This is a genomic window from Halorussus sp. AFM4 (assembly GCF_051194995.1).
Taxonomy (GTDB): domain Archaea; phylum Halobacteriota; class Halobacteria; order Halobacteriales; family Haladaptataceae; genus Halorussus.
The window spans coordinates 431,211-448,294 of record NZ_JBNTJT010000003.1 but is presented as its reverse complement, the minus strand read 5'-3'; the positions used below and the strand labels follow the sequence as shown (position 1 = coordinate 448,294).

Annotated in this window: 18 protein-coding genes; 5 read left to right on the top strand and 13 right to left on the bottom strand. The window is 70.9% G+C overall.

What is annotated here, in order from left to right; all coding sequences use genetic code 11:
- Positions 1–89: 89 nt before the first annotated feature.
- The 4 genes from ACQUQF_RS15315 to pyk all read right to left on the bottom strand — a co-directional run bounded on the left by ACQUQF_RS15315 (position 90) and on the right by pyk (position 4,140).
- Positions 90–1,247, bottom strand: a complete 1,158-nt coding sequence (locus ACQUQF_RS15315; protein WP_435179967.1) for an SPFH domain-containing protein — start codon at positions 1,245–1,247, stop codon at positions 90–92.
- 94 nt (positions 1,248–1,341) lie between these two features.
- Entirely contained in the window at positions 1,342–1,929 is a 588-nt protein-coding gene (locus tag ACQUQF_RS15310) for an NfeD family protein (protein ID WP_435179966.1), read from the bottom strand.
- A gap of 117 nt (positions 1,930–2,046) precedes the next feature.
- Entirely contained in the window at positions 2,047–2,259 is a 213-nt protein-coding gene (locus tag ACQUQF_RS15305) for a DUF7312 domain-containing protein (RefSeq protein ID WP_435179965.1), read from the bottom strand.
- A gap of 117 nt (positions 2,260–2,376) precedes the next feature.
- Positions 2,377–4,140 carry a pyruvate kinase gene (pyk, locus tag ACQUQF_RS15300; RefSeq protein ID WP_435179964.1) on the bottom strand — a complete coding sequence of 588 codons (1,764 nt, stop codon included), beginning with the start codon at positions 4,138–4,140 and terminating at the stop codon, positions 2,377–2,379.
- Between the two features lie 117 nt (positions 4,141–4,257).
- Between pyk and ACQUQF_RS15295 the strand changes: the two genes are divergently transcribed.
- Positions 4,258–4,542, top strand: a complete 285-nt coding sequence (locus ACQUQF_RS15295) for a GYD domain-containing protein (RefSeq protein ID WP_435179963.1) — start codon at positions 4,258–4,260, stop codon at positions 4,540–4,542.
- Between the two features lie 67 nt (positions 4,543–4,609).
- Here the strand turns inward: ACQUQF_RS15295 and ACQUQF_RS15290 are convergent, their stop codons facing one another.
- From ACQUQF_RS15290 to ACQUQF_RS15275, 4 genes are all read right to left on the bottom strand, one after another.
- Positions 4,610–5,335, bottom strand: coding sequence for a class I SAM-dependent methyltransferase (locus tag ACQUQF_RS15290; RefSeq protein WP_435180402.1), 726 nt, complete (start codon positions 5,333–5,335; stop codon positions 4,610–4,612).
- 193 nt (positions 5,336–5,528) lie between these two features.
- A complete protein-coding gene (metG, locus tag ACQUQF_RS15285) occupies positions 5,529–7,610 on the bottom strand; it encodes a methionine--tRNA ligase (RefSeq protein ID WP_435179962.1) in 2,082 nt (693 codons plus the stop codon).
- A gap of 667 nt (positions 7,611–8,277) precedes the next feature.
- The gene (locus ACQUQF_RS15280) at positions 8,278–9,141 is read right to left on the bottom strand and encodes a coiled-coil protein (RefSeq protein ID WP_435179961.1); all 864 of its coding nucleotides are present in this window, start codon (positions 9,139–9,141) and stop codon (positions 8,278–8,280) included.
- Positions 9,142–9,484: 343 nt separating this feature from the next.
- The gene (locus ACQUQF_RS15275; RefSeq protein ID WP_435179960.1) at positions 9,485–11,377 is read right to left on the bottom strand and encodes a hypothetical protein; all 1,893 of its coding nucleotides are present in this window, start codon (positions 11,375–11,377) and stop codon (positions 9,485–9,487) included.
- A gap of 112 nt (positions 11,378–11,489) precedes the next feature.
- Between ACQUQF_RS15275 and ACQUQF_RS15270 the strand changes: the two genes are divergently transcribed.
- Both ACQUQF_RS15270 and ACQUQF_RS15265 read left to right on the top strand, forming a co-directional pair.
- Positions 11,490–11,642, top strand: a complete 153-nt coding sequence (locus ACQUQF_RS15270; protein WP_435179959.1) for a hypothetical protein — start codon at positions 11,490–11,492, stop codon at positions 11,640–11,642.
- 84 nt (positions 11,643–11,726) lie between these two features.
- Complete coding sequence (locus tag ACQUQF_RS15265) at positions 11,727–12,146, top strand: DUF371 domain-containing protein (RefSeq protein ID WP_435179958.1); 420 nt, start codon at positions 11,727–11,729, stop codon at positions 12,144–12,146.
- 19 nt (positions 12,147–12,165) lie between these two features.
- On the opposite strand, the gene ACQUQF_RS15260 is transcribed toward ACQUQF_RS15265, so the two are convergent.
- A complete protein-coding gene (locus ACQUQF_RS15260; protein WP_435179957.1) occupies positions 12,166–13,212 on the bottom strand; it encodes a methyltransferase in 1,047 nt (348 codons plus the stop codon).
- A gap of 145 nt (positions 13,213–13,357) precedes the next feature.
- On the opposite strand from ACQUQF_RS15260, the gene ACQUQF_RS15255 reads away from it, so the two are divergent.
- A complete protein-coding gene (locus ACQUQF_RS15255; protein WP_435179956.1) occupies positions 13,358–14,179 on the top strand; it encodes an endonuclease III domain-containing protein in 822 nt (273 codons plus the stop codon).
- A 61-nt stretch (positions 14,180–14,240) separates the two neighbouring features.
- Here ACQUQF_RS15255 and ACQUQF_RS15250 read toward each other — a convergent pair whose 3' ends face one another.
- The 4 genes from ACQUQF_RS15250 to ACQUQF_RS15235 all read right to left on the bottom strand — a co-directional run bounded on the left by ACQUQF_RS15250 (position 14,241) and on the right by ACQUQF_RS15235 (position 16,242).
- Positions 14,241–14,501: a HalOD1 output domain-containing protein gene (locus ACQUQF_RS15250; protein WP_435179955.1), complete on the bottom strand. Its 261-nt coding sequence runs from the start codon at positions 14,499–14,501 to the stop codon at positions 14,241–14,243.
- 81 nt (positions 14,502–14,582) lie between these two features.
- Positions 14,583–15,071, bottom strand: coding sequence for an Lrp/AsnC family transcriptional regulator (locus tag ACQUQF_RS15245; protein ID WP_435179954.1), 489 nt, complete (start codon positions 15,069–15,071; stop codon positions 14,583–14,585).
- A 208-nt stretch (positions 15,072–15,279) separates the two neighbouring features.
- The gene (locus ACQUQF_RS15240; RefSeq protein WP_435179953.1) at positions 15,280–15,636 is read right to left on the bottom strand and encodes a DUF7344 domain-containing protein; all 357 of its coding nucleotides are present in this window, start codon (positions 15,634–15,636) and stop codon (positions 15,280–15,282) included.
- A 99-nt stretch (positions 15,637–15,735) separates the two neighbouring features.
- Positions 15,736–16,242 carry a hypothetical protein gene (locus ACQUQF_RS15235; protein ID WP_435179952.1) on the bottom strand — a complete coding sequence of 169 codons (507 nt, stop codon included), beginning with the start codon at positions 16,240–16,242 and terminating at the stop codon, positions 15,736–15,738.
- A 64-nt stretch (positions 16,243–16,306) separates the two neighbouring features.
- Here ACQUQF_RS15235 and ACQUQF_RS15230 point away from each other — a divergent pair, with 64 nt between their 5' ends.
- Positions 16,307–17,029 (top strand): CehA/McbA family metallohydrolase, encoded by a 723-nt coding sequence (locus tag ACQUQF_RS15230; protein WP_435179951.1) that lies wholly within the window; start codon positions 16,307–16,309, stop codon positions 17,027–17,029.
- Positions 17,030–17,084: the final 55 nt, after the last annotated feature.

The following is a 17,084-nucleotide window of genomic DNA, read 5'->3' as shown; positions in this document are numbered from 1 at the left end:
AATAATGGTTTCTCACGGCGTGACGACCCGCGATCACCCGCGGTCGGGTGTCTCGGTACGCGCAGGAAAACGGAGGGCGAACGGAGGGGCTACTTCTCGAGTTCCGCGTCCAGCTCGGCCTTCACGTCCTCCACGTCGGGCGACTCCTCGTCCATCTGTTCGATGACCTCGTCGGCGCTCTTGATGTTGGCGGGGTCCTCGCCCTCCTTGATGGCCTGGGCCTCCTGCTCCATCGCCTCGACGTCCATCTCGGCCTCCTCGTCGATCTGGCCCAGGATCTCCTCGATGTCGTCGAGGCCGAGGAGTTCGCGGGTCTCCTCGTCGAAGTCGAGGCTGTCGAGTTGCTCGCCGTCCTCCTTCACGTCGCTGCCGGTGAGGTGCTTGCCGTACCGGCCGACCAGCGACGACAGCTCCTGCGGCAGGACGAAGGTTGTCGACTCGCCCTGCCCGATGGACTCGAGGGTCTCCATGCCCTTCTCGATGACCGCGCGCTCGCCCATCGACTCGGCGGACTTCGCCCGGAGCACGGTCGACACCGCGTCACCCTGGGCTTCGAGGATCTGGCTCTGCTTCTCGCCCTGCGCCCGGATGATGTTCGACTGCTTGTCACCCTCGGCGGTCTCGACGGCGCTCCGGCGCTCGCCCTGCGCCTCGAGGATCATGGCGCGGCGCTTGCGCTCGGCGGACGTCTGCTGCTCCATCGCCTGCTGGACGTCCTTGCTCGGGTTGACCTCCCGGACCTCGACGCTCTCGACGCGGATGCCCCACTCGTCGGTGGGCTCGTCGAGCTCCCGGCGGATCTTGGCGTTGATCTCCTGGCGCTTGTTGAGCGTGTCGTCGAGCTCCATGTCGCCCAGCACCGCGCGGAGGGTGGTCTGGGCGAGGTTCGACACCGCGCGCTTGTAGTCCTCGACCTCGAGGAACGCCTTCTTGGCGTCCATGACCTTGATGTAGACCACGGCGTCGGCGGTCACCGGCGAGTTGTCGCGGGTGATGGCCTCCTGCCGGGGCACGTCGAGGGTCTGCGTTCGCATGTCGAACCGGTGGGTCGCGCTCACGAACGGCGGCACGAAGTTGATGCCCGGTTCGAGCAGCTTGCGGTACTCGCCGAACACGGTCAGCGCGCGCTTCTCGGTCGCGTCGACGATCTCGACCGACTGCCAGATGGTGATGACGGCCAGCGCGAGGACCAACAGGGCGATGATCGTGAGACCACCCGTCGGGGCGGCCTGTAGTGGAACCAACATACCTGGAGTGTTAGAAAGAGGACGTGTTAAGCGTTCCCCTCACCGCCGCCCGATCGACGGCGGAACCGCCGTCTCGCCCCTCGACGGGCCTCCGTCAGGCCCCTTCGGTGTCGGTCTCGCGCTCCGGCTCGGGGCCTGTCTGAGCGTCCGCCTGCGGGTCGGTCTCGGCGTCTGCCTCCGCCCGGCCCTCGCGGAGCTGTCGGTCGATGGGGTCCTCGATGGCCTCCAGCGCCTCGACCTTCACGACGTTGCCGCCGCCGGGGTCGACCACCATCACCTCGGTCCCCTCCGGGATCTCGCCGTGGATGCTCCGGGCGGCGTAGTAGGGGTTGAACCCGCCGTCGTGGAGCTTGATCTGGCCGTCGTGGGTCGTGACCCGCTCGGTGACCCGGCCGGTCTGGCCCTTGAGCGAGTCGGAGTCGCTGGTCCGGGCGACGCCCTTGCCGCCGTAGAGGTCGAGCTCCCGGTAGGCGTACAGCGAGGCCGCGCCGAACCCGAGCACCAGCGCGGCCAGCACGAGCGGCGAGGCCGCCGGCCCCAGCAGCAGTCCGACGAACCCTGCGAGGACGAGCGCGACGCCGAGGACGATGAAGTGCGCCCCGGGAATCAGCGCCTCGGCGATCGCCAGCCCGATGCCGGCGACGAGGAGCAACAGCGGGAGCGAGTCCAGCAGCGGTGCCATACCATCGCCTTGGAATTCGGACCGGTTAACGTTTTGCAGTGACGGCGCCGGCGACGGCCGCCGCGCAGCCGACGCCGGTCGTCGGACCCGGGTCACCGGTCGGCGTCGAGGCCGCGGTCACCCCACGAGCATGACGACGCGGGCGAAGACGAACAGCGTCGTCGCGACGCCGAGCGCGACGAAGAAGGCGTTCTCGGCGGTCGGCGACCCCGGTTCGAGCGGTTCGAGCGGCTCGGCCCCGGGCTCGCGCTCCGCCGCGGAGTCGGGGTCCTCCGGGCCGTCGTCGCCGTCGTCGCCGACCTCGTCGATGTCGTACTTCCAGTCCGACATGGGTCGGGGTAGGCGCCCCACCGCCAAAAGGTTGGTCTCCGCCCCGGCGCGTCGCCCGCGACCGGAGGGTCGGCGTCTGCCCGCCGGCCACCCGAGGCCGGGCGGCCGGTCGTCCGCCTACGGCCGGTCGGCGTGGGTCACGTCGCCGTCGTAGACCACGCCGCGCTCGGCGTCGAGGGTCACCACGTCGCCGTCCCGGATGGTCGGGTCGAGCGGCGCGCCGCTCACCATCGGGATGTCGAGCTCGCGGGCGACCATCGCGGGGTAGCCGGTCATCCCCGGCCGGGCGTCGACGATGCCGACCAGCTTCGAGGGGTCGCCCGAGAACTCGCCGTCGAACTCGGGGTCGATGGCCAGCACCGCGCCGTCGGGCACGTCCGAGAGGTCGCCGTCCCGGGTCCGGGCGACCGGTCCGGCGACCCGGCCCCGGACCACGCTCCGGCCGGTGGCGATGGTCTCGGCCGCGACGTGGACCTTGAGCATGTTGGTGGTGCTGGTGTCCTCGAGTTCCGACATCATGCCCGAGACGACGACCACGGTGTCGCCGCTCTCGGCCACTCCCGCGTCGAGCGCGGCCTGGACGGCGTCCTCGATGATGGTGTCGACGCCCTCGGCGACCGGGGTGTACTCGGCGTTGACGCCCCACGAGAGCGCGAGCTGGCGGCGGACGTCGTCGTTCGGCGTGGTCGCCACCACCGGGACCGGGGGTCGGAACTTCGAGATCTTGAGCGCGGTGTACCCCGACTCGCTGGCCGCGACGATGGCCGACGCCCCGATGTCGCGGGCGAGGTAGCGGGCCGACCGCGCCAGGGCGTCGGTCCGGGCGTCGTCGGCCGCCGGCACGCGCTGCTCCTGGACCTCCTCGTACTCGGGGCTGGCCTCGACCTCCCGGACGATGCGATCCATCGTCTCGACGACCCGGACCGGGTCGTCGCCGATGGCGGTCTCGCCCGACAGCATCACGGCGTCGGTGCCGTCGAGCACCGCGTTGGCCACGTCGGAGGCCTCCGCGCGGGTGGGCCGGCGGGCGTGGACCATCGAGTCGAGCATCTCGGTCGCGGTGATGACCGGCGTGCCGGTCCGCTGGCACTTCCGGATGATGCGCTTCTGGATCATCGGGACGTCCTCCAGTGGGCACTCGACGCCCAGGTCGCCCCGGGCGACCATCACGCCGTAGGCCGCCCCGATGATCTCGTCGAGGTTGTCGACCGCGCCGCGGCGCTCGATCTTGGCGACGATGGGGATGTCGGCGCCCAGGTCCTCGAGCACCTCGCTGACCTCCAGGACGTCCGCGGCGCTCCGGACGAAGCTGGCGGCCACGAAGTCGGCCTGCTTCTCGGCGGCGAGTTCGAGGTCCCGGCGGTCCTTCTCGGTCACGACGTCGAGGTCGAGGTCGACGCCGGGGACGTTGACGCCCTTCCGGCTGCTCAGGTCGCCGCCGCTCTCGACCCGGGCGACCACCACGTCGCCCTCGCCGTCGCCGTCCTCGACCGCCTCGACGGTCGTCTCGATGCGGCCGTCGTCCAGCAGCACGGTGTCGCCGGGCTCGACGTTGGTGATGGAGTAGCTCAGTCCGACCTCCTCGGGCGTCGCGGTGTCGCCCTTCACGAACCGGACCGTCGAGCCGGTCTCGAGGTGGACGGGCTCGTCGACTTCCGCGGTGCGGATCTCGGGGCCCTGGAGGTCGACCATCACCGCGAGCGGGTCGGGCGTCGTCTCGTCGACGTCGCGCACGTGGTCGATGACCTCGGCGCGGTCGGCCCGCGTGCCGTGACTGGCGTTGAGCCGGGCGACCGACATGCCGGCGTCGGCCAGCTCCCGGATCGTACGCCGGGAGTCGGAGGACGGTCCCAGCGTACAGACGATCTTCGCGTTTCTCATGGGTCGGGGTAGGGCCGTCCGGGCCTAAAACCCACGTGATTGCGCCGAGATTAACTCGCCGACGAGTAGTCTCGCCGGCCACAACCCCTTCTTACATCCCTGTCCAAGCGGACAGCTATGCCCACCTACGCCTCGCTGGTCGACGTCCGGACGGACTTCCAGAACGCGCAGGAGCTCGCGTCGGTGTGGGGCGACATCCGCTCGGACCTCGACGAGCAGTCCGCGGACCTCCAGCACACCTACGCCATCCTCGGGGAGTACGACTTCCTGGTCATCATGGAGGCGCCCGACCGCGACGCCGCCTACCAGGCCGGCGTCGCGCTGGAGCGCCACGGCCTCGACGCCCAGACCATGGAGATCATCCCGACCGAGGAGCTCGCGCAGGTCGTCGACGACCTCTGAACCTGACTCGGCCAGCCTCGGACCGCCCCGTACTCTCCACTTCGGGCCCGTCACTCCCTTCGACCCGTCACTCGGGGAGCATGGCTCGGACCAGCAGCTTCCGATTCCCGAACCCCCGAACCTCGCCGTCCGCGAGCGTCACCCCGTACACCTCCTCCGCCTCCGGCGTCCGCACCAGTTCGGCCAGCCGCTCGCGGCGGTCCTCGCCGGGGTCGGTCCGGTCGACCCACGCTTCGTAGTTCAGCTTCCGGGTCATCGTCAGCGACTCCTCGATCTCGAATCCCGCCTCGCGGAGCCACGCCGTCCAGGTCGACCGGGGGTACGCCGCGACGTGGCTCGGGTCCCGCGTCCGCTCGAACTCGTCGAAGAAGTCGGCGAGCCGGCCGTCCTCGGGGGCGACGTTGTCCTCGAAGGCGAGGACGGAACCGGGTTCGAGCACCCGCGCCGCCTCCCGCAGGAACGCCCGGGGGTCCGGGAAGTGGTGGGCCGCGATGCGGCAGGTCACCGCGTCGAACGCGCCGTCCGCGAACGGGAGCCGCTCGGCGTCGGCGACCGCCCCCTCGACCGGGAAGTCGTCGGTCGCCGTCCGGACCATCTCGGCCGTCGCGTCGGCCGCGACGACGGTCGGCACCCCGGCGTCCGCGAGCGCGCCCGCCACGTGGCCAGCGCCGCAGGCCGCGTCGAGCGCCCGCGAGGCGCCGGCGCACCACTCGGCCAGCTGGTCGAGGTCCGCGCCCGCCCGGTGGACGTCGCTGTCGCGGTAGGCGTCGGCGGCCGCGGCGAACGAGTCCATCGCCGCGCGCTTCGGGTCGCCGTCGCCGGGGCGGTCGCCGTCCACGTGGCGGTCGTCGTCCACGTACTGGTCGTCGTCCGCGTGTCGGTCGTCCATGCGCGGACGAACGGCAGTCGCGGGTATTACCGTAGCGCCGTCGGAAAAGGAGTCGCGTTCGGTCCGAGCGGACCGGATCGCGTCGACCGGGCGCCGGCTACCGGATCTTCGTGCCCGGCTCGCTGTCGCCCTTCGTCGTCAGCAGGTCGGCGTCCTCGCCGGCCGCCAGCAGCATGCCGTCGCTCTCGACGCCGAACAGCTCGGCCTGTTCGAGGTTGGCCAGCACGACGACGCGCTCGCCCGGCAGCTCGTCGAGGTCGTGGAGCTGCTTGATGCCCGCGACGATCTGGCGGGTCTCGGCGCCGATGTCGACCTCGAGCCGCGCGAGGTCGTCGGCGCCCTCGATGGGCTCGGCGACCTCGATCTCGCCGACGCGGACGTCCAGGTCCTGGAACTCCTCGAAGCTGATGCGGTCCTCGCTGATGGGTTCGACGTCGGCGTCGCCGCTCGCGGATTCGTCGGCCGCGGTCCCGTCGCTTTCTCCGTCGGCCTCCTCCGAGGCCGCCTCCACGCGCTCCTCGAGGTCCGCGTTGAGCTCCTCGACGCGCTCGTCCTCGATCTGCTCGAACAGCTCGTCGGGCTCGTCGAACTCGCCCGGCGGCGACTCGAGCGCGGCGTCGAGCGGCGCGTCGTGGACGCTGCCGTCCTCGCCGAGCTGCTCCCAGAGCCGCTGGGCCTTGCCCGGGAGGATGGGCGCCGACAGCACCGCGACGGCCTTGGCGATCTGGACGCAGTCGTAGATGACCTGCTCGGCCCGGTCGGGCTCCTCGCCGGTCAGGTTCCACGGCTCGTTGCGCTGGATGTACTCGTTGCCGAAGCCGGCCAGCGAGACCGCGGTCTCGCCCGCCTCCTTGAGCGAGTAGTCGTTGACCGCGGCGCCGAAGTCCGCGACCGCGTCCTCGATGCGCTCGCGGACCTCCTCGGAGGTGTCGGCGTCGGGCGCGCCGCCGTAGTTGCGGGCCGCGAACAGCAGGCTCCGGTAGGCGAAGTTGCCCAGCGTGCCGACGAGTTCGCCGTTGACCCGCTCCTGGAACTTCTCCCACGAGAAGTCGACGTCGTTCTGGAACCCGCCGGTCGTGGTGAGGTAGTACCGGACCAGGTCGGGGTGGAACCCCTCGTCGAGGTAGTCGTCGGCCCACACCGCCCGGTCGCGGCTGGTCGAGAACGCCGCGCCGTCGAGGTTGACGAAGCCGCTGGCCATCACCGCGCGGGGCTCGTTGTAGTCGGCGCCCCGAAGCATCGCCGGCCAGAAGACGGTGTGGTGCTGGATGATGTCGCGGCCGATGACGTGGACGAGCTCGCCCTCGCCGTCGCGCCACGGCGTCGCCCAGTCGAACTCCTCGGCGCCGACGCGCTCGGAGTACTGCTTCGTCGACGCGATGTACTCGATGGGGGCGTCGACCCAGACGTAGAGGACGAGGTCGTCGCCGCCCTCGCCGGGGTAGTCGATGCCCCAGTCCATGTCCCGGGTGATACACCAGTCCTGGAGGCCGCTCTCGATCCACTCCCGGGGCTGGTTCCTCGCGTTGCTCGTCCCCTCGAGGCGGTCGAGGAACTCCGACAGGTACTCCTCGAACTCCGAGACCCGGAAGAACTTGTGGGTCCGCTCGCGGTACTCGGCCGGGTTGCCCGAGATGGACGAGACGGGGTCCTCGATCTCGCCGGGTTCGAGGTGGCGGCCGCACCCCTCGTCGCACTCGTCGCCGCGGGCCCGCTCGCCGCAGTAGGGACAGGTCCCCTCTACGTAGCGGTCGGGGAGCCACTGGTCGTCCTCGGGGTCGTAGGCGACCTGGATCTCCTTCTCGTAGACGTACCCCTTCTCGTCGAGGGTCCGGACGATCTCCCTGGTGAGCTCGGTGTTGGTCTCGTCGTGGGTGTGGCCGTAGTTGTCGAACTCGACGTTGAACCGGGGGAACGTCTCGGCGTACTTCTCGTGGTGGCGCAGCGCGAACTCCTCGGGGTCGACGCCCTCCTTCTCGGCGTTGACCGCCACGGGCGTGCCGTGCATGTCGGACCCGGAGACGAACGCGGTCTCCTGGCCCAGCGTCTCCAGCGCCCGGGCGAAGGCGTCGCCGCTGATGTACGTCCGGAGGTGACCGATGTGGAGGTCGCCGTTGGCGTACGGCAACCCGCAGGTCACCACCGCGGGGTTCTCCGTGGGGAAGTCGTCGTGGCTCATACTATCCAGTCCTCCTTCGCGGGTGTAAAACCCGCCGATTTCCGTGTTCGTGCATGTCCGTCGTCGTGTGGTCCGTGCGGTCGCGACCGGCTGGCGGTACCGTCGGTGAGTCGGGTTTCGCCACCGCGAGAAACCGTCCGCGCGCCACGGTCCGGGCGGGTCCTCCCGACGCTACGCGTCGCTGCGCATGCGCATAGCGCGGGCGGGCCGGCCGGCCGCCGAACGGGGTCGGACCGTGATTGGCACGGTCCGTGGTTGGTCGGCTCGGTATTTAAACGTTGGTTCGGTGTGGCGATCGGTGGAGCTCCGTGACGAGACGCGATAGGCCGACCAACGACCAACCCTCTCGCCGCGCGCTGGCGTCTCGGCGAGCGGAGCGAGCCGAGGCTCGTGGGAGCAAGCTCCCACGGCGGACCCCTGTGGTCCGCCGATATGCGCGAGGGACGACCGAGCGAAGTGAGGGAGGAGGCTGGGGAGGTGTGAGGGCGGTGCTGTGCGGTTGCGGTACTTCATCGGTGACGGCAGTAGCTAGCTTCTCGTTTCCTTTCCTCTGTTACGCAATGTACGAAGCCGAAAATCACGATTGCGGCTGTTCGTCACCTCTCGTCACGAACCCACCGCTACCCGGAACTCGAATAACCGCGAGTCGACCGCAGAAACTACAGAGTTACAGCAGCCCCGTCTTCTGGAGCTTCATCAGGTCCTCGGTGTCGAGGGTCTCGCCGTCCTTGAACTGCTGGTAAATCTCCTCGGCCTCCTCCTTGGCCTCTTCGCGCTCCTTCTCCTTCTCGGACTTGCGCTCCTCCTCCTCCTGCTTGTCGAGTTCGCGCAGGCGCTTCTGGACGCGCACGAAGTCCTCGTGGTGCTGGTCGGCGGCCTCCTGGGCCTCCACGAAGCTCTCGTGCATCTCGTCGGCCTCGTCGCGGATCTCGTCGGCCTCCCGATAGGCCTCGATCATCTGGTTGTGGTGCTCCTGGGCCTTGTCGGCGAGCTCGGTCACCTTCTCGTGGTGCCGGCTGGCCTCGGCGCGGACCTCCTCGGCCTCCTCGACGAGCTCCTCGAGATCCTCGCTGTCGTCGAGCTTCTCCTTCCGCTCCTGGAGCTTCTCGCGCTTGTCCTCGATCTTCTCGATGAGCTCGCGCTCCTCCTCGGTCGAGAGCACCTCGGTCTGCTGCTTGAACTCGAGGTCCTCGATCTCGGACTCGAGCTCCTCGATGTCCTTGCCCTCGTTGAGCTCGAGGTCGGACTTGCGCTGCTCGACCTCGTCGAACAGCTCGTTGGCCTTCGCGTTGAGCTCGTTGCGCTTCTCCTTGTGCTCCTGGACCTTCTCGTTGAGCTCGTCGCGCTTCTCGCGGTGCTCCTGTGCCTCGTCGACCTTCTCGCGCGTCTTGGCGTTCAGGTCGTCGCGCTTGGACGCGCGCTTGCTGGCCTTCTGGTTCAGCTCGTTGCGTCGGTCTCGGAGCTGGCCCGCGAGTTTGATCAGTTCGCCCTTCGACTTGGTCTGGAGTTCCTCTTCGGTTACACTTACCATGCTAATTAGACCTCGATTCCATACCCGCCACGGCGTTCGGCGAGCCAGCGGAGGACAGCGGCGGCTGTCGTCGGCTGGCAGTCGACCGGTGACAATAGTCCCATGTCATTTGTCGCGCGATGCTTGCCGAACGCTCGTGGCGTTCTGGTATCAGCAAATATTCGCCGTGGCTATATAAATGTTGCGCAGAATCGGCGCGTGGAAAGGGTTCACACGCCCGCTACCGGCCGTGTAACGCCGTCCCACACCTTTCGAGGGGATATAAAGAGAGGGCCGACCCGTGCGGGCGCGTTCGCGGCGACGGGCGGTCCGTCGCCTCGCAGAGGTGCGTTCCGCGGTGGTCTCACAGCGGGTAGCGGTTCCGGACCGACCCGTCGGCGGTCCCGAACGAGAGCTCGACCGCCTCGGCGTCGGCGGGCACGTCGAGGGTCCCGGCCCGCTCCCGGCCGTAGGCCCCGACCTCGACGTCGCTCCCGCCGGTCCGGTCGCCCGCGGTCCACGAGACGGTGCCCGACACCGCCTCGGGCGTGTCGTTGAGCACGGTCAGCTCCCGGGTCGCGCCGGTGGCGGGATACGCGTCGAGGACGACCTGCACCGGTTCGAGCGAGGCCGCCATCGCGGCGTAGCCGGGCTTCTCCGAGCCGTCGGCCGCCAGCACGCCCATCCCGGCGCCGGCGTCGGCGTCCCGGAGCGCGTCGGCCGCGAGCAGCCCGGTCCCCCGGCGCCGCAGCGTCTCGGTCACGTCCTTGAGCACGCGGGTCTGATAGACCTGCGAGGCGTCGACCGCGCTCCCGTCCTCGCCGGCCAGTTCCGCGACCCGGCCGGCGACGTAGGCGTCGTGGGCGTCGGCGTCGAACCCGGCGGCGTCGCCGCCCTCCTCGGCGGTCAGCGACCCGGCGCCGAACGCGCCGACCGCGCCGTCGCAGCCGTACCGGTCGAGCACCCACTCGGCGTCGCTCGGGTCGCCGAACTCCCACCCGGGGTAGACGTGGGCGGCGTCGGGGTCGACGCCCGGCGCGCCCGAGACCGGGAACACCGCGGCGTCGTCGGGCAGCGATGCGGCGAGGTCGCGGTCGGCGCCGGCGTCGAAGCTCGCCCGCCACGCCCGCCAGCGCACCTTGTAGCGGGCGAGCCGCGAGGGGCCGACGCCCGCGAGGTGGTCGGTCGGGTCCGCCCGGACCCCGAACGCGGCCACACAGGGGTGGCGCTCGACCGACGACGCGAGGGTGCCGGCCAACTCCGCCGCGGCGTCGGGGTCGTACTCGTCGGCCCCGACGATCGGCAGGTCCTGCCAGACCAGCAGCCCCGCCTCGGCGGCGGCCTCGTAGAACTCCGCCGGCGGGACGTGGCCGTACGCCCGGACCAGGTTGGCGTTCGCGTTGGCCGCCCGCTCGACGTCCCAGGTCGGGTCGCCGGTGGGGAGCAGCGAGAACCCCCGCGCCCGGACCCGCTGGCCGTTGACGACCAGTCCGTCGCCGTCGTCGCTCTCCCGGACCTCGCAGAGCCCGGTCCGGACCACGCGCTCGGAGTCGCCCAGCCTGGCCCGGACCGCGTACCGGTGCTGGGGGCCGTGGCCCGCGGGCCACCAGTAGGCCGGGTCCCGGAGCTCGAGGGTCTTCGACACGGTCACGCGCTCGCCGGCGTCGGCCTCGATCCGGGCCCGCTCCATCACGCCGCCGCCCCGGAACCCCTGGGGTCGCACCGACAGCGAGATCCGGTCGTCGAGGTCCTCGCCCGCCTCGACGGCCAGCTCGGCGTCGATGACCGCGCCGTCGTCCGTCCGGCGGGGCGTCAGCGAGAGCGTATCGACGAACGTCTCGGGGTGGGTGTCGAGTTCGGCGCCCCACCAGATGCCGGGCACCGCCCGTTCGTCGGGCACCCGGTCGGTCGCGTAGACGCCGCCGAACGACTCCGGGGCACGGCACTCGACGACCAGCTCGTTGTCGGCGTCGGGGTCGAGTTCGTAGCGCGCGGGGACGAAGTAGGCGTCGTGTTCGCCGAGCAGCTCGCCGTTGAGCCACACGCGAGCGTCGGCGTACAGCCCCCGGAGCTCGAGGGTCGCGCGCTCGTCGCCGTCGCGCGGGTCGGCGAACTCGGTCCGGTACGCGACGGCGTCGGCGCCGGCGAACCGCTCGGGGCGACCCGGGACCTCGACCGGGTGCCACTCGTCGGGGGAGGGCGGCCCGTCCTCGGCGGACGCGTCGACCGCCGCGCCCGTCCAGTCGGTGAGGGACATACTGGGGCAACTAAACCCACACCAGATAGGTTTTACGTCCCGCATCCGACCACTTTCACTTTCGCCCCGGGCATGGCTCAATTTAAGTAGGATGGCGGGACCAGCGTCAGGTATGCTCGAAGACCTCCGGTGCGCCTGCGACGCGCCCGACTGCCAGCGCGCCCTCGGCGAGAACCAGCTGATGCTCCGGATGACGACCGAGGCGGGCGAGCGCCGGGCCTACGAGTGCGCCTGCGGTGCGGTCACGGTGACCGTCGTGCGGTAAGGGTCGCTGGTGCGGTGGTCCGCCGGGCAGCGACGCCCGGTCGATTTCCGGCGATTCAAGTGCCCGCTGACGAAAATCGGGTGCATGAAAGAGGTCCTCCACGCGCGCGGCCACGAGAACGTCTCGGCCGCCCACGCCAGCACCTTCGAGGTGACGACCGACGACTACCTCACGCCCGCCGGCGACTGCATTCTCGGCATCGAGGCCGACCGCGCGCCCGCCGACTTCGATTCCGCGTTCGTCGACGCCTGTCAGGACGCCGAGGCGACGATCACGGCGACGTTCGAGGCCGACGGCCACCGCGAGACCGCGGTCGGCCGCGGCGACCCCGACCTGACGTTCGAGAGCGACCGGAGCGCGGTCGGCCGGACCAGCGACTACGTCGACGACCGGACCGTGATGGTCGGCGCCGAGTTCGCCGCCGAGGGGTTCGACCGGGACCTGGTCGCGGCGCTGGCCGACGGGGCGGACCTGACGGTGACGCTCCGGGTGGAGCGCCCCTGACCGAACCCGGGGCGAGACCTCACTCGCGGGTCGCCTGCAGGAGTTCGCTCCCGGGGTCGCGCCTGAGCCCGGTTCGCGAGACGCCGGCGAAGCCCGCGTCCCGGAGCCAGTCGGCGACAGCGTCGGCGTCGTGGACGGTCCGGCCGAGCGTCACCCGGTACGTGAGCGCGATGAACGCGACCGCGGCTCGCCCGACGTTCATCCGACCCCCGCCCTCGAACTGGTCGAGGACGACGACCCGACCGCCGGGTTCGAGCGCGTCGTGGACCGTCTCGAACAGCGCCCGGACGCCGGCCTCGTCGTGGCCGTGCGTGACGTTGAACAGCAGAACGACGTCGTACCCGTCGCCGACGTCGTCGGTGCGGTAGTCGCCCCCGCGGGTCTCGAATCGGTCCGTCAGTCCGCGGTCGCCGGCCTCCGACTCGGCGACGGCGAGGGCGTCGGGGTGGTCGAACACGACCGCCGACAGGGTCGGGTGGCGCTCGCAGAGCTCGGCGGCGTACAACCCGTGTCCCCCGCCCAGGTCCAGGAGCGACGTCGCGCCCGCGGGCAGGTCGATCTCGTCGACGACCGGGTCGGCCAGCAGCGTCGCTGCCGCCCGGAATCCGCGCTGGGCGGTCGGCCACAGGTCCGGGTGGTCGTTCAGCCAGTCGTAGACCGTCCGGGGCGGGCCGCCCTCGCGGACCGCGGTCTCGAGGTGCTGCTCCCAGAACGGGAAGACGACGTCCCGCCAGAAGGTGAACCACGGCGCGAGGTTCGCCCGCCCGTCGTCGGTGAGCCAGCGGCGCGTCGTCGCGGTCCGCTCGTAGGCGCCGCCGGCGCGTTCGACGTATCCCGCGGCGTCGAGGAAGTCGAGCAGCGAACGCAGTCCGTCCTCGTCGGCGTCGAGGCTCGCGGCGAGTTCCCGCGGCGTCAGCGGCCCGTCGAGCGCCTCGAACAGCCCGAGGTCGCGGGCCAGCGCCACCGCCCGGAAGCCGCCCGCGCCGAACAGGTCGAGCATCGACGACGGGCCCCGGTTGAGGCGGAAGAGCGCGACCCGTTCGACGAAGTTCGGTTCCACCGGCATGGTTCGACCTGATGCGGCCGGCGCAAAACGCTTCCGGACCCGCCGCACTGAGGGCGACCGACCGGCGTCGCGTCGACGCCCGCGCTTGACGCCGTCGGGCGACCGGAGCGACCGTTTTAATCGGCTCGCGCACCGAGTCCAGACCATGCCCGACGACCCCGAACCCGCGGAGAACATCAGCGGCGGCGCCGCCGGCGGGGGCACCGCCGCCGAGTTCGCGCCCGGCGAGGCCGCCACCCGCGCCGAGGCGGTCGTCGACCGCCTCGGGGAGCTCTACTGGCGGAAGACCTACGGCGGCCAGGACGCCTTCGAGTGTCTGGTCCGGACCATCCTGAGCCAGAACACCAGCGACGTGGCGAGCCAGCCCGCCCACGACGCGCTGGTGGACCGCTACGGCGGCGAGCGAACCGACCTGGCCGAGTCGCTCGCCGGGGCCGACCGGTCGGCGCTCGCCGAGACCATCTCCCCGGCGGGACTCCACAACCAGAAGTCGGCCCGGATAATCGACATCGCCGAGCTCGTCCTCGAGGAGTGGGGCTCGGCGGCCGCCTTCGACGAGTACGTCCGCGAGGGCGACCCCGACGACGTGCGCGAGCGGCTCCTCGCCATGAACGGCGTCGGCCCGAAGACCGCCGACTGCGTGCTGCTGTTCGCCGGCGGGCGCCCGGGCGTCTTCCCGGTCGACACCCACGTCCACCGCATCTACCGGCGGCTGGGCGTCGCGCCGGCCGACGCCGACCACGAGGCGGTCCGGGCCGTCCTGGAGCGGGAGGTACCGGCCGAGAAGTGCGGGTTCGGCCACACCGCGACGATACAGTTCGGTCGGGAGTACTGCGAGGCGCGGACGCCGGCCTGTCTCGACGGGCTCGACGAGTGCCCGCTGTCGGACGTCTGCGACAGGGTCGGCGTCGACCCCGACACCGGGCGCGTCGTCGACCCCGCCGAAGCAGCGCCCGACGAGGAGTAGGTCGTAACGTCGACAGCGGACCGCCGTGCGTCCCCGGAGAAGTTGACCGTCGCCGACGGAGTCACTCGTCCCGCGCCTCGACCGAGACGTAGCCGTCGCCGCAGACGGTGACCTCGTGGCCGGCGTAGGTGAACACCACCCTCCCCTCCATCCGACCGGTGGTCGCGGTGGGGGCGAACAGCTCCTCCAGCGCGTCCGGGTCGATCACCTCGTACAGCGGGTCGAGCTCCTCGGGTTCGACCCCCTCGGCCTCGGCGACTGCCTCGACGACCGACTGGCAAACGCTACGGTCCCCGGCTGTAGCGGTCTGGACGTTACTCATTGGGGCATTAATAGTTCGCTCCGACCCTTGAACTTGTTGGGTAATGTATGAATCCCAGAGCGACTTAAGACGGACTGGAGATCATCCAGAACCGTCCTCGCTGGTGAACTGTTCGCCGAAGTGGTTGTAGGGCCGGGTCCGCTCGGACCGCACCATCTCCATCCGCTCGATCTCGATGCCGATGTCGTTCAGTCGCCTGAGGCTCTGTTCGATCCCCTGCTTGTCGTACCCGACCAGCTCTATCGAGACGTTCTCGGTGCTCGTCAGCAGCTCCCGGACGCCCACGACGCCCGAGACGTCCATGACCTCGTCGACGACGGCCTCCTGCTCGGCGAAGGGGACCGTCGCGACGACGACGAGGTGGTGGCCCAGCCCGGCGCGGTCGTAGTCGACCGTCGGGTAGTAGCCGGTGATGACGCCCCGCTCCTCGAGCCTGTTGATCCGGTTGCCGACCGTGCTGGACGAGACGCCGACCTTCTCGCCGATCTCGGCGGTCGTGTGGCTCCGGGCGTTCCGCTGGAGCAGGTAGAGGATGCCCTTGTCGACGCTGTCGAGTTCGTCGAACGTCATACACACACTACCGCGTACGCCCAGTAGAAACTTTCCGCGGGGTCCGCCGGTCCCGCCGGGCTCCCGGGCGTTCGCCGGAGCGGTCGGTCTCCGGCCGGCGGGCGCGGAGGTCACCGGCGGCGTCTGGGCGGGCGGCGGAGTCGGGGCCTCGGACAGTTGTGCGTCGAAGGACGCGGAGTCGCCGGCTCCGCGCGAGGACCCCGCGCGGTCACCGGGCCTCGTCGGCCGCCGCGAGCGCCAGGTACGGCTCGAACGGGTCGCGTCCGGGCGGGCGCTCGACGGTCCCGCGCTCGGGGTCGTACCGGACGACGCCGGCGTCCCGGAGCTTCGGGAGGTGGGTGTGGAACAGGCTCGCGCGGATCCGGTCGCGGCGCCGGTCGGACGCGTCGCCCTCCCGCAGGGCGAGTTCGGCCGCGAGGTCGTCGAGGTCGGTCCCACCCGCGGTCCGGGAGAGGTAGCGGAGGGCGCGCCGGCGGCGGTCGTCGGCGAGCAGCCCGAAGATGGCGGTCGGCGAAAGGTCGGTCTCGTCTGTACCCTGGATGGATTCTCGCGTTCCGGTGTTCATACTGAGCTCCATACTCGGCTTACGCGGCACTGCACGACTCGTCTCACTGCGCGACTTCGGCAGAGTACAGTTCGACCACCACACGCTCAACTCATAAATTTATTCTTTTCTTTGAACTCCCGTCCCGCTCCGGTCGCCGCGCCCGGCCGCGGCGAGCAGGTGGTCCCGGAGGTGGCGCACGTCCCGGCGCTCGCGGTCCCGCCACGGCCGGAGGAGCAGCCGCCGCGCCCGCTTCCGGAGGAACGAGTCGAGGTACGCCACCTGCCGGTCCGAGAGCGTCACGGTCAGGGGCCTCCCCCCGGTCTCTGATTCGAGGGCCGCTCCGGACCCGTCCGTCTCCCCGGGTCCGGCCGGCGCCCCGCCGGACCCGTCCCGTCTGCCAGGCTCCCGCCCGTCCTCCGGTTCCGGTCGGCGCGCGCCGTCCCCGTCCCGGCGGCTGGCGGTCTCTCCGCGCTGCCGGCGCTCGATTTCGCGCCGGAGCTCGCGGACGAACGCCCACTCCCGCGACTTCGACCGGAGCGCGTACTGGAGTCGGTTCTCCCGTTCCCGGAGCCAGTTGACGAGGACGTACCACTCCTCGGCCTCGAGGGTGACGTTGCGCTCCATCGGCCCGTCTCGTCCGGTCCTTCGATGGCGGGACTTTTGCCGTTTCGGGCAGTACGGTGAAGAGATGGCCCCAGAGGTAACGATCGCTATCGACCCGCACGTCCACTCCGAAGGGTCCTACGACGGCCACGAGCCGGTCGAGCTGCTGCTGGCCCAGGCCGCCGACATCGGGCTCGACGGCATCGTGGTGACCGACCACGACGCAATCGGCGAGTCGCTGCGGGCGGCCGAGCTCGCCCCGGAGTACGGGCTGGTCGGGATCCCGGGCGTCGAGGTGTCGACCGCGGCGGGCCACCTGCTCGCCATCGGGGTCGAGGAGCGGCCCGAGCCCCACCGACCGCTCGACGAGACGGTCGCCGAGATCCGCGACGCCGGCGGGGCCGCGGTCGTGCCCCACCCGTTCCAGCGGACCCGCCACGGCGTCCGGAAGGGCCGCATCACCGACTGCGACGCCATCGAGGTGTACAACGCCTGGATATTCACGGGCTACCGCAACCGCCGGGCCCGCCAGTTCGCGGCCCGCAACGACTACCCCGGGGTGGCCGCCAGCGACGCCCACTCCGCGAAGTACCTCGGCCGGGCCTACACCGAACTCACCGTCGAGGGCGTCTCCTCGAAGGCCGAGGTCGACCGCGACCGCATCGTCGAGGCGCTCGCGGAGGGCAACGCCGAGATCCACGGGCGCCGCCAGCCGCTGCCCCGGAGCGCCCGCCACTACGCGCTCGGGGCCGGCCGGAAGGTCGGCCACGGCGTCGCCGCCAGCGTGTCGAGCCTGGCCTGGTTCTGAGGCCGCCGCCTGACCGCCGGTCGCGGACGACCCGTCTCCCCTCGTCGGCCGGTTC